Annotated in this window: 10 protein-coding genes; 4 read left to right on the top strand and 6 right to left on the bottom strand. The window is 56.2% G+C overall.

Annotated elements, in window-relative coordinates; genetic code table 11:
- Positions 1–6 precede the first annotated feature (6 nt).
- Positions 7–582, top strand: coding sequence for a PhnA domain-containing protein (locus tag OLTU_RS32660; protein ID WP_141733365.1), 576 nt, complete (start codon positions 7–9; stop codon positions 580–582).
- Positions 583–593: 11 nt separating this feature from the next.
- Here the strand turns inward: OLTU_RS32660 and OLTU_RS13885 are convergent, their stop codons facing one another.
- The 4 genes from OLTU_RS13885 to OLTU_RS13870 form a co-directional block, all read right to left on the bottom strand.
- Positions 594–2,183, bottom strand: coding sequence for a S8 family serine peptidase (locus tag OLTU_RS13885; RefSeq protein WP_176736612.1), 1,590 nt, complete (start codon positions 2,181–2,183; stop codon positions 594–596).
- Between the two features lie 183 nt (positions 2,184–2,366).
- Positions 2,367–2,996, bottom strand: a complete 630-nt coding sequence (locus tag OLTU_RS13880) for a hypothetical protein (RefSeq protein WP_141733363.1) — start codon at positions 2,994–2,996, stop codon at positions 2,367–2,369.
- A gap of 109 nt (positions 2,997–3,105) precedes the next feature.
- Positions 3,106–4,194, bottom strand: coding sequence for a PA0069 family radical SAM protein (locus tag OLTU_RS13875; protein WP_141733362.1), 1,089 nt, complete (start codon positions 4,192–4,194; stop codon positions 3,106–3,108).
- On the bottom strand, positions 4,172–6,556 hold the full coding sequence (locus OLTU_RS13870; protein WP_176736611.1) for a DNA polymerase II: 2,385 nt from the start codon (positions 6,554–6,556) through the stop codon (positions 4,172–4,174). The genes OLTU_RS13875 and OLTU_RS13870 overlap by 23 nt, the downstream gene beginning before the upstream one ends.
- Before the next feature lie 158 nt (positions 6,557–6,714).
- Here OLTU_RS13870 and OLTU_RS13865 point away from each other — a divergent pair, with 158 nt between their 5' ends.
- On the top strand, positions 6,715–7,566 hold the full coding sequence (locus tag OLTU_RS13865; RefSeq protein WP_141733360.1) for a class I SAM-dependent methyltransferase: 852 nt from the start codon (positions 6,715–6,717) through the stop codon (positions 7,564–7,566).
- A 7-nt stretch (positions 7,567–7,573) separates the two neighbouring features.
- On the opposite strand, the gene OLTU_RS13860 is transcribed toward OLTU_RS13865, so the two are convergent.
- Positions 7,574–8,680, bottom strand: a complete 1,107-nt coding sequence (locus OLTU_RS13860) for an alpha/beta hydrolase (RefSeq protein ID WP_141733359.1) — start codon at positions 8,678–8,680, stop codon at positions 7,574–7,576.
- A 272-nt stretch (positions 8,681–8,952) separates the two neighbouring features.
- Positions 8,953–10,044 carry a S1 family peptidase gene (locus OLTU_RS13855; RefSeq protein WP_141733358.1) on the bottom strand — a complete coding sequence of 364 codons (1,092 nt, stop codon included), beginning with the start codon at positions 10,042–10,044 and terminating at the stop codon, positions 8,953–8,955.
- Between the two features lie 313 nt (positions 10,045–10,357).
- Between OLTU_RS13855 and OLTU_RS13850 the strand changes: the two genes are divergently transcribed.
- Positions 10,358–11,623 (top strand): carbohydrate porin, encoded by a 1,266-nt coding sequence (locus OLTU_RS13850; RefSeq protein ID WP_141733357.1) that lies wholly within the window; start codon positions 10,358–10,360, stop codon positions 11,621–11,623.
- A 101-nt stretch (positions 11,624–11,724) separates the two neighbouring features.
- A complete protein-coding gene (locus OLTU_RS13845; protein WP_141733356.1) occupies positions 11,725–12,732 on the top strand; it encodes a galactose ABC transporter substrate-binding protein in 1,008 nt (335 codons plus the stop codon).
- The last annotated feature ends 23 nt before the right edge of the window (positions 12,733–12,755 follow it).

Here is a 12,755-nt window from a genome sequence, read left to right as displayed (position 1 = left end):
ACAACGATGTCGATCGAAGCTGATCTTTTGGAACGCGCGTCCGGGCGCTGTGAGCTCTGTTCCGCCACCACCGACCTTGCGCCCTATGATGTGACGCCGAACCAGGGTCCCAGTCTCGACACCCACGTCCTGCTCTGTGCGACCTGCCGTGATCACATCACCAGGCCGGCAACCCTGGATAATAAACATTGGTATGGTTTGAACGAAAGCATCTGGAGCGAGCACAATGCGGTGAAGGTTCTGGCCTGGCGCGTGCTCAAGGGATTGGGGGATAATTCCTGGGCTCAGGATCTTTTAGGGCAGATGTATCTCGATGATGAGCTGCAAAGCTGGGCGGAAGCGGGTTTGTCGCGTGAATCGGATGAAGCGAAGCCCCAGGTCGTTGATAGCAACGGCACCGTGCTCCACGATGGGGATACGGTGACCCTGATCAAGGACCTGGACGTGAAGGGCGCGAATTTTACCGCCAAACGCGGCACAACCGTGAAGAACATTGTCCTGACCGATGACCCGAAATACATTGAAGGTCGCGTCAACGGCACACGCATTGTGCTGGTAGCGGCGTATTTGAAGAAAGCCTGAAGCTCAGGCTTTCATCCTCCACAAATTGCCGACAGGGCATTGGGTGCAGCGCCGGCGTCTTCCCCAGCCGGCTCCTCCACCGCCTGAAGTGGCTCTGCCGTGCCAGCCGGCGTACCGGTGTTGAGTTCCCGCAGTTTCTTCATGAAATAGGCGAGATCCACCTGCCCCACATGACTCCGCGTTTCGTCCTGTTCCGTCGTCAGAGCAAGTTCCGCTTCCTGTAAAAGACGGCGGAAAGTTTTCTGCGGCGTGCCATCCGTATTGCGTTTATCCGCGGCGGCTTTCAATTGAAACAGCGCGGCGAGTCCTGCGACATAAGGCGTCGCCATGCTCGTGCCATCGAGGGATTTGTAGCTGTTATCCAGATAAGTGGAATAGATCGCGGAACCGGGCGCGGTAATATCCGGACTGGTTCGCTTGGTGGCGGGATCCACCACGCTCGGGTCCACGCCTTTGGTCAAGGCCGAAGGAAAGTTGCTATAGGACGCGAGCGTCGCATCCGGATCGGACGCGCCCACGCAGATGGTGCCGTTATAGGAACAGGGCAGCACCGTGTACTCCTCGATCGTCTGGCTCAGAACAAAGAGCGTTTGCTGCTTACAGTTGCCACCGAGCGGGCAGTTTTCATTACCGGCGGCCACCACCACGATGATTCCGGCATCGATCGCATCGCGCAGGATTTGACTCTCGGTGCCGTTGCTCGACACGAGGTTTTGAAAGTCGACGCCACCGCCCAGGCTCATCGAAATCACGTGAGCGCCTTCGGCCATGGCATAGCGAATGCCTTTATTGATGGCATCCGTGGAGCCGCCTCCATTTTTGCCCAGCACCTTGATCGGCATGATGCGAACACGGCCCGGGGCCAGCATTTCACCGACACCGACCATGCCGGATTCCTCGACGTTTTTCGCGGCAATGATGCCGGCGCAGTGGGTGCCGTGGCCGTCATCGTCCGAAGGGTCGCTATCGTTGTTGGCGAAATCGTAGCCTTTGACTTCACCGTTCACCTTATAAATGTTGTCCGTCAGAGCAGGGTGGTCCATGGCAACGCCGGTGTCGATCACCGCCACCACCACCTGTTCGCGGGCATTGTCGAGTTCCTGAGCGACCGCGACGGCCTCATCGAGACTCGTTTGTCCATAGGCCCACTGTTTGGGCGAGGCTTCGCTGCTTTGCCGTGCACTCACGCGGCCGGTCTTGGCCACGCGAAAGGAGTCCTCGACGAAATCAAAGGCCTTGTTATCGGCAAGGCGGAGGGACGAAGCCATGGCCTCCTGAACAGCGGGAAGTTTCAGAAGGGAGCTGGCGAAATTCACACCGGGAGCCAGATTTCCACCGAGTTCCAGAAAGCGCACGCCATCATCGACCCCAGCGGCCTTCGGCACGGCCGTCACCGATTTGATATTGATTTGCTCGCTGAGTGAGGCGCTTTCCAGGGCCTTGTTAATCTCATCCATGATGCGCGTGTTCAGGGTGTCCGTGTCGTCTGTCAAATTCAATCCTGTCTGCAGCTGACCCAGCAAGGTCTGCGTTAATCCCACGGTCAAGGATGCGGAATTGACACTTGCGGACAGGAGGGAACAGGCAATGGCTGTGGCCACGGCCCCGGATTTTCCTCCGCAAGTGGAGCAGAGAACAGACAGCCCGAGGATTCCGACACGGGTTGCGTATAACCGCCAGCGTGAGCGCATAAGATCAGGTCTCCATGGTTGTTGGCAGGGGACGTAATGATCTTAGCGAAACGGGCGCGTCCGTCCAAGAGAAGATGTCTGGTGTGTGGATCCTTAGAGCTTGACTCCATTGCATTCAACCGTCGAGGCACCGGCTTTCTGAAATTGCAGCGCACCGCAGACAAGCTTTTGGCCACTCAGGCTCAGGCGGCTCTGGCCGGAAACATCCGTTAAGAGTTTCAGAAGGCTGCCGGTCTCTTTGAAATTGAGAGAGGTCGACGCATCGCCCCTGGCATAATAAAAGAGCGCACTGACTGTGGCGTTGAGATCGAGAGTTAATTCCGCCTGGCCCGCAGCATCGATACAAACGCCTTTGAGCGTTGTGATCTCCTGGGCGGTCAAATCAATCTTCGCCTGACCGCGAACTACTAAATAAAGGATGCTATTCGGAGTCAGTTGACTCAAATCAACATCACCCTGCGTGACGGTGACAACGGATTGCGCATCACCCCCAACCGCCAGGAGACATTCCTTGTACTCGGCACTGTCCGTGGCAATAGGCTGGCTCTCCACTGTCGGTAAAGCCTCGGGGTCTGCCTTGTTTTCCTGGGGAGTTGCGGCCGGTGCAGTCTCTGACTTGGCGTCACCATTGGAAGGGCTGTCCGACTCGGAGCGGCCCGAGAAATTGGAATTGGAACAGGCCATCAATAGAAAACACAGAAGGCAAGCCACTGCATTTTTCATGCAAACTCCATGGATCATATGTGTAGAAGATTCTTGATCTCTTTTCGGAAAAATGCCCTTAATTCTTAAGAATCAGCCCTTTTCCCTGTAAATTTCCTGCCTTGCGCCCTCAGGAATCAGGAAAAAGCTCGCGCTGTTTCCATTCTCCCGGCCTGCGAAATCGGGAGACATCCAGCTCAGGAAGCCCGTGATCCAAACCAAACTTCCGCTGAAACATGCGGAACATCGTCTGAATCTGCTGAGCATAGGGTCCTTCGCCTGTTTGCCTGGTGCCCCAGCGGTTGTCATACAGCGATCCATTCCGCGTATCCTCGATCAGGGTCCGCACATGCTGAGCCCGAAGAGGATAATGATGATCCACCCAATCGAGGAAAATCGGTTTCACCGCCAGGGGCAAACGCAGGAGCACATAACCCGCGCTCTTCGCCCCCGCGGCAGCAGCCGCTTCCAGGATCTTCGGCAATTCCTTATCCGTGAGACCCGGAACTATCGGCGCCACGTTCACGCCCACAGGGATGCCGGCCGCACTCAGGCGACGGATGGCTTCCAGCTTGAGTTCAGGGGGTGGCGTACGCGGCTCCATTTTGCTGGCCAGCTCGCGATCCACGGTGGTGAGGGAAATGAAGACCTCAACCAGATTCATTTCCGCCATCGGAGCCAGAATATCGAGATCCCGCAGGATCAAAACGTTTTTCGTAATGATGGAAACCGGATTCCGAAATTCCTGCAGAACCTCAAGGCAGCCTCGCGTGAGACGATAACGCCGTTCCACCGGCTGATAGCAATCCGTAACGCCCGACATGGCGATGGGCTCGGGTTGCCAGGAGGCTTTCATCAAGGCCTCACGCAAAAGCCGAGGCGCTTCGGCCTTCATCATGATTTTGGTTTCAAAATCCAGCCCGGCATTGAATCCCAGGGTTTCATGCGTGGGGCGGGCATAGCAGTAAGCGCAGCCATGCTCACAGCCGCGGTAGGGGTTGATGCTATAGGTAAAACAAATATCGGGGCTCGAATTTTTCGTCAGGATCGTTTTCGCATGATCCACGAGCACCTGGGTCGTGGCCGCCTTTTCCGGGTCGTCCCAGGGTTCCGGCGGAATGTCCTTCTCGATCCGCGTGGATTCAAAACGATTCGGGGGATCCATTTGCGCGCCGCGGGATTTGCGGCTCTTATCATCAGAGGCTGTGATCCTCGTCATAGTCATCCTTGAAGAGTAAAGCGGTGTGGCCGCTGCAGGCCTCATCCGCGCGGAAGCCGGCAAACGGAGCCAGACCTTCGACGATGGGCAGAATCTGTTTGATTCTGTAGTGTTCATGATCCACCGGCGCTTTCACAAAGCCCAGTGGCTGCGGCCCCTCGCTGGTCATCACATACCGCACCACGCGCACGGTTCGGGGCAAAAGTCGGGCCGCCTTGATATGCGGAGGCGTGGTGCGCGTATAGGCTTCCAGTGGTTTACGGATCCGCTTGCGATACACGAGCTCATCATCCAGCTGACCGGCCTGCATGGCCCGAATCACCGCCTTGATATGCGTGACCATCTGCGCCGGCGGAGTTCGCTGAAAGAGCATCGCGAGAAGCTCACGCTGCAGGCGTCTGGCCAAAGGCGTCCAGTCGCTACGCACGGCCTCCATGCCCTTGATTTCCAGTCTTTCGCTGCGTTCATCCTTTTGCAGGCCGGCATAATTTTTCGCGCGGCTCCCACCGCCCTGCCGATCCGCTGGCAGGAAAAAATACCGAAAATACTCCTCGAATTCCAGCTCCATATGCGAATCCACCTGGTATTCGGCCCAGAGCGCCTGCGCCAGGGCTTCGTTGGCCTCCTGGCTCAGCTTTTGCCCCAGGGCCAGGCGTTCCGCGAGCGGCATCGTGGAAAGTTCCGGCACGGCCACAAACAGGGAATCCGTGTCTCCATAAAGGACCTGAAAGCCGCGCTTCGTAAAATACGTCTGCATCCAGAGCAGCAGCTTCTGACCCAGGGTGGTGATGCCGTCCGCCAGCTGCCCGTCCGCGAAACGGCAGGCATCCGTGGCGAGCACTCCGTAAAAGGAATTCATGATGATCTTATACGAATAGGCTGCCGCCGCCTGACCGCGTTCCCTGGCGGCAGCGCGGTGCTGGAAGAATTCGTGCAAAATCCCGGGCAGGATCGCCGGTTCACGAGCAAACACGGCTCCATTCGGGGCCGTTATCCCCTCCCCTTCTTTCATGCCCTGGATAAAGGCGACCGGATCGATATTGAACGTGCGCATCACCGAGGGATAAAGGCTCTTGAAATCGAAGACCAGAACATGTTCATGCAAACCCACGACCGGATTCAAAATCAATCCGCCGGTTCCACCCTCCTCCTCGCTGCCATCAATCCCGCGCGTCGGGGCCACCATTCCTCTTTGATGAAGGGCGCCCATATACAGCGTTTCAAATGCGGCGACGCTGCCCCAGGCTTTTTCCAGTGGCAAATGCGTGAGGACACTGCGCGTCAGGGTCAGATCCAGAAGTCCCTGTCTGATCAGGATATCGCGCACAAGACGGGAATCCTCCAGGACATACTGACAAAACGCGGGCCGATCCGAGCGCCAGGCCTGTTCGATCTTCTGCGCGGCATCCTCCCATTCCTCAATCGCCAGGGTTTTGCCGCGGCCGAGGAGTTCCTGAGCCACCGTATTCAAGCGCAGATCCTCGAAATTCGTCAGCGTATGCCGCACCATCTGCAAGGCATCCAGCACCTGCCGGCCGCGGATCACCATGCGGCCTTTGCCAAAATACTGGCTCTGTTTACCAAATGAATGTTCCTTGGTGCGGCCCAGATTGAATTCAATCCCATGCTTTTTCGAAAGCTTCTCCAGAACGGTGAGATCAAAATCAATGACATTCCAGCCGGTGATGATATCGGGGTCCAGCGCCAGCACGCGCTCGCGGAAGCGCTGCAAAAGCTGCTTTTCATCGGGCAGCGCGTGGGTATCGGGAGGATCATCCGCCCGAGGCGGTCCGATCAGCAGCACCTCCTCCGTCCGCTGGGAACTCTGCAGTTGCCAGCTGACCAGGGAAAGCCCAAGGAGCCGTGAGGCCTGGGCATCCGTTTCAATATCCAAAGCCAGCACCCTGAGGTCGGGTGAGCCTTCCACCGCTGACATTGTCGGGTTGATATAGAAGCGGTTGACGTGCCGGGACGGCTGCCAAAGACCTTCGAGCCGGACCATGCCGTGAATCCCGGTGCGGATGCGATAGAACTGGGGATAATCAAGGTCCGCTTCGTAGGTCCGGATGCCGCGATGGTCGAGGTCCTTTTCCAGGAGCCGTAAATCCCGTACGGTCGGCAAGGTCAGGCGCTGCACCGGCTCGCCATCCATGGTGGTCCAATCGGTGGACTGTCTTTGGGCGCGGTGCTTCTGCCACAAGGCGTCCAGACCCGACGCGTCCGACGTGCGGATATAGAAGCAAGGCGGCACGCGATCATCGAGCAGACCGAAGGTTTCGCCGTTTTCCAGGCGGCCTGCGGCGTAGATGACGCTTTTGCCTTGCAAGAGGCCATGGAAGATATCGACGGGATAGGCACGCACGCTGGGGCTCCTTTGCTGACCAGGATTACCATACACTTGTCCTGGCCTCCTCGACAATGTCCTGCTTGGATTTTGCATCTGGCATGCCACCACGGCTGATTACGAGAAGATCTCAACTTGCTATGATTTGATATCACTTCACTGGACGGAGCAAAAACTTGACTGAAACACATATAGCCGACGTCTCTGATACGGCCCTTTGGGTCGCAGCATTCCGTGCCCTGGAGAGCGAGCGCCCTGATGCACTCTTTCATGACCCTCTCGCAGCGGTGCTCACCGGAGAGCGCGGGAGAGTCATAGCCCGGGATATGCCCTATCCAAAGATACTCGCCTGGATGATGGCGGTAAGGACGGTGGCTATTGACCGCCTTATCTTCGAAGCGATCGGTGCTGGCGTCGATACTGTGATCAACATCGGCGCTGGCCTGGATACACGTCCCTATCGTCTCGATCTTCCCAAGGATCTGCAGTGGATTGAGATCGATTTTCCCCATATGGTTGACATGAAAAACATTAAGCTTTCGCAGGAGGTCCCGCGCTGCCGATTGTCTCGAATCGGGCTTGATGTTTCGAATCGCCTGGCGGCCCAGCGCTTGTATGGTGAGATTGGCTCGCAAACCAGGTCGGCCTTGGTTATCACGGAAGGTGTGATCCCTTATTTATCCAACGAGCATGCGGGTCAGTTGGCTGAAGACCTCCGCAAGATACCGAGCTTTCGTTTCTGGATTCAGGACTATCGCCGCAGCAATAAGGTTATGCGGCAACCGAAGAAATTAAAAAAGAAGCTTAAAAATGCGCCTTTTCAGTTCCATCATCCGGACCCGCTCGGCTTCTTCAGTGGATTTGGCTGGAAGGTGCGCACGGACATTAAGGCCATGGACGAAGCGGAAAGACTTGGCCGACCGTTTCCTATCGCGTTCCCCTGGACTATCCTGATGCGACTGATCCCGAAAACTCGTCGGGATGCGGCCCGACAGGTACTGGGTTATGTGCTGTTTGAGGCGGTATAACCTTTTATTAAGGCCGCAACCGATAATTCGAATGCACCTGAGGCACCGTCCGCTTGATAAACATCCGTCGCGGTGCCTCCATGCCCAAAAGCAACTGACTCACATCGCCAATGATCGGCCGCCCCGCATAGTAACCATGCCCCAATCCCCCCAGACCAAAAATGGGCTGATCCACTTCACTCACATCAATCGTATCAATCCCATCCATCAGCGTGCAGCTCCCCAGACGGGCATTGCCATTCACCCGTGTGGACGCCGCCAGAGCATTATCGCTCGGCGAGCAGTACACCGTCGTGCGCACCGCAATCTGACGAATCGCGGGCAAAAGACTTTTGAACTCCTGGGTGGAAAAATCCGGAGCATTCAATACCAATTCCTGGATCGTTCCCACCGGCAGCTTGTCTGCGGCCCGAGCCAGGGCCGGCAAAACCACCTGATGCCCCATGCTGTGCACCACGACATGAACCCGTTTCCCGGCGGCAGCCACCATGGTGAGAAGCTCTTCGAACGCCTGAATACTGCCTGCGGCATTTCGCTTGTTTTCCTGATAGGTCCGATAAAGATAAGGTCCTTCGATCCAACGCTGCACCGCACCGGCGGGCCACGAAAAGAGCACGAGTTGCCCCTGATATTTCCCGTCAAAACCAATCTGTGCCGCACGATAGACAGCTTCCTCAAAGCGAACATTGAACCCATGCACAAATATGAGAATTTCGTCGGGCTCAGGACTTTTCAAAGCCAGAGCAAAAGCATCCGCATTCAAACCCTGATGCTGCGCCATCTGAAAATTAATCTGCGTATCCGCATTGGGATCGGTTCCGCTGCTGAGCGAACCCACCGGCCGGTTGATGGGCACCTGGACGCGACACAGTCCAAAGTGCAGATCGCTTCCCTTGGCCACTCCATACACCGCATTCGAACAAGCCCCCGTCGCCCCGCGCGCCGCCCGGTTGGTGACATAAAGGACATTGTAGGGCTGACTTTCGACATAGGAGACCGGAAAGCGCGCATTAAGCTCATTGCGCAACACCTGGTAGCGTGCATCGCGGTCCGCAGTCTGGCAGGAACTGACGGTGATCAGAGTCAGAATTAAAATGAATATCCTGGTCGGCATGATGATCCTTTTCGTCTGGCAAACCTAGGCAGTGTAAACTGAGTTCAAGTCTGACGTCAACTCCACCATGACTTTCAACTCTACGCTCGCGATTCACGCGCGCGGGAAATTCCCGTGCACGGTTCCGCGCGGACGATGGAAAATCGGTCTGGATTTTTAAAGGGGCTCAGAGGGAGACGATCAAGGGGATGAAGTGTGGGAAAACGCAAGCCGTGTGACCGCGGGGGAAGCCCATCGATCACACGGCGCGTCTTTTGACTCAAAAGTAACCGTTATTCCGCACAGGTTTTCTTGATTTCCGTACTGACGATCCCACTCAGGTTGGCAGCACCTTCATAAGGATCCTTGAACGGAAGATCAATTTCCTGGTTGGCGGCCGCCTGTGGCACCATCAGTTTCAAATCATAGTACACCTGATAAACGCCATAGGCGTTACGGGTTGGCGTCAGGGTGAATTCACAGTTCTTCACGGTCCGGCCGCTGATGTTTTTCACACGCACGGTCAGGGTACTGCCGCTCTGAACCACATTGGTCAAAACCGAGAACTTGGCTGGACTGTTGGGCGCGCCCAAATCTTCAGGTGCAGGCTTTTGAGCCGGAGCACCATCAAAAGGATTCGCGCGGCCGGTCAATTTCTTGGCCATATCGAGAATCAAGTTGGTCTGAAGTGAGACGCTGGTGTAGTAGTTGCCACCGGTACAGCGGCGGTTGGCGTCCATCAAGGCGGTTGACGTAATCCCAGCGGTATACCATTCACCATTCTTTTGAACATACAAAGGACCACCGGAATCGCCACTACACGCCGCGGTTCTTCCATTCTGCACAGCCAAGGCACCGGAACCGGTTCGGCCCACATACTGGCTGTCTACCGTCCGCAAGGTTCCAAACGAGTTCGCCGTATTGTTGCTGCCATAGCCTGCCTGGCGAACGCGATCACCAGGAGTCAGGGGAATACTGGATGGCAGGAGTTTGACCGGCTTATAGCCCGCCGGAATTTCCTGCGCGAGTTTCAGCATGGCCACATCATTGTGAGGGCCCGTGTAACCCGGGTTGATGGAGGCAGACGCGATGCGGACGATTTTGCGGCTGCTGCTGTTGAATTGCGTACCGAAGAGTACATAGCCGCCCTGCACGGAATTGTCGTAGCAGTGCGCGGCGGTCAAAATCAGATCGCGAGCGATAATGGTTCCCGTACAGCCGTTAAGCCCGACCGTGGAAACTTTCTCAGGACCGGTATCCGCAGCCGTCACATTACGCCCTCCGACTATATCGAGTTCGCTATCTTGTTTGGTACCGCAGGCACCAAGAGCGAGTGTCAGGGGGAGAGCGAGCGTGACCATCTGGGCGAGTTCAAGTTTCTTCATGGACAGATCCTCTTTCAAGGGTTGGCTTTTTGGCCTTGAGCAAGGCTTGTGCCGCGTTAACGAATCGAAATTGCGCTGAGCGGCGGCTTGAATATCATGCAGTTAAGCCCCACCCCGCATTTTCCTATCCCTGGAATTCAGACAGCTCTGTCACGAATTCCGACAATTTTTCGTCCCGGGTTTGCATACATTCCTGCGCCCTCTCAGAAAAAAACATGGGGCATCAGGAAGATTACGAATTGTTGTTTGCCACTCAGAACTATATGAAGCCTTGCATCATGCGTTGCGCCGCCCCAAGAACAAAGGACTTGTTATGAACGCATCTTCGAAAGTGATTGGTCTCTTCGTCCTCGCCTCTGCCGCCCCCGCTCTCGCGGATCAAAATCTTCAGTTTCACGGGTATTTCCGCACCACCCTGGGCCTCTCTGAAGGCACCCACCAGCCTGCATTCCAGGCGCCAGGCGCCAGCGCCAAGTATCGTCTGGGCAATGAACCCGACACCACCCTGGAACTGGCCTGGGACTATCGCTATTCGGGAGAAGGCAACACCGATACCGGTCGTTATATCCAGGGTTTCTTTATGCTGGCCGGGTATCAGCCGGTAGGCGGCAGCTCGGACATGGGGACCCCGGACGCAGCTCAATTCTATGTTAAGTTCGCTCGGTACCTTGGACCCTTCGATCTTTGGGTGGGGCGCCGCTACTACCAAAGGATGGATATCCACATCAATGATCACTTTTGGCTAAACGTCGGCCAGGGAGCCCATGTGGGCGCGGGCATGGAGGACCTCGAGCTGGGATCAGCGCGTTTGGATCTCGCACTTTTCAACTATGAGGATCCGGATGTCGTTTCCCGCGTGAACCCGGCGGAAACCGGAACCCTGCACTCCCGGCTCGTCGATTTGCGTGTGCGTAAGATCCCGTTGGGCGATACGCTTCAACTCAACACCTGGCTGGGCTATGCGCAACGTCCCGAAGATAAGATCCTCGGTTATCGCAGCGAGGATGGAGCTGGTGTTGGCGCCTGGTTCGACATGAAATTTGGGGATTCGACCGATACGCTGGCGGTAATGCATCGCCGGGGTTTGAGTGTGGTTCAAGGGGATTTCAACAGCCGGCCCATCCGCGAGAACCTGGCTCAGGCTCGCGATCTGAATGAAGCTTCGATGCTGGAAGTGAACAACAACCTGACGATTCAAAGCGACGTTTACGCCTTGCAGTTTGCCCTTATCCATCGGCAGGAGAAAACCGGGATCGACGGCGTGAAAGGCGACGGCATCACCTGGCAGAGTGCCGGCGTGCGTCCTGTCTATTATTTCAGCGATATCACCAGCGCCGCCCTCGAAGTCGGCTACGATCAGGTGGATAATGAAATCACCGACCTCAACGGGTCCGTGCTGAAGGAAACCATCGCCCTGCAGCTGCATCCCCAGCCCAAATTTTACGCCCGCCCCACTCTGAGCTTTTTCGTAACCAATGCCAGCTGGTCCGAGGATTTCAAAGGATTGACCGCGTCTTCCGTCTATGCCGATCAAACCTCAGGCTGGAGCGCAGGCTTCCAAACCGACGTCTTTTGGTAACGGAACGCTTTACTGTTTTCGTTCCGCAGGATATCACTCCTCACAGAAAGATGGGTGTTATAAGCATTTTCGCTAGTGAATCTTGGATACAGGAGATCCTCATGAAACAGGTTCCATTTGCCATTCTCGCCCTGGCCGTTTCGTTCCACGCAGGCTGCACAAAAAAGAAGGCGGGCTCGGATATTGTGATCGGCAGCGCCATCTATAAGTATGATGATACCTTTATGTCCGGAGTCAGATCGGCGATGAGCACCGCCGCCGAAGGCAAGGCGAAGATCGAGTTTGTCGATAGCGCCAACCAGCAGCCGGTCCAGTCGGAAAAGGTCGATCTCTTTATTGCAAAAAAAGTCAGCGCTCTGGCCATCAATCCGGTCGACCGCACGGCGGCCGGTGTTCTGATCGACAAGGCGAAGGCCGCCAACATTCCAATCGTGTTCTTCAACCGCGAGCCCATGCCCGAGGATCTTAAGAAATGGGATAAGGCTTACTATGTCGGCGCCAAGGCCGAGGAATCGGGCACGCTTTCCGGTCAGATCGTGGTCGATTATTGGAAGGCCAACCCCACAGCCGATAAAAACAAGGACGGTATCGTTCAGTATGTGATGCTCACCGGTGAACCCGGGCATCAGGATGCCGAACTGCGCACCAAATTTTCGATCAAGGCGATTGAAGACGCAGGACTGAAAACCGAGAAACTGGCTCAGGATACCGCGATGTGGGACCGGGTGCGCGGCCAGGAGAAGATGGCAGCTTTCCTCGGAGCCCACGGCGATAAGATCGAACTCGTCCTGGCCAATAACGATGATATGGCCCTCGGCGCCATTGAAGCGCTCAAGGCTGTCGGCTATTTCAAGGATAAAAAGTATATGCCCGTGGTCGGTGTGGATGCCACAGCCGCGGCGCTGCAAGCCCTTGAGAACGGCACCATGCTGGGCACCGTCCTGAATGATGCGCAGAACCAGGGCAAGGCAACCTTCGCGCTGGCTCATGCCCTGGCCCAGGGCAAGACTCCGGACAAGGCGACCATCGGTTATGAGCTGACCGATGGCAAGTATGTTTGGATCCCCTATCAAAAGATCACGAAGGAGAATCGCCAGGTCGCCATGTAACCCGCACGACGAGGCTCATCATC

The sequence above is a fragment of the Oligoflexus tunisiensis genome (assembly GCF_001748245.1).
Lineage (GTDB): Bacteria > Bdellovibrionota_B > Oligoflexia > Oligoflexales > Oligoflexaceae > Oligoflexus > Oligoflexus tunisiensis.
This window is presented reverse-complemented; position numbering and strand designations above follow the sequence as displayed.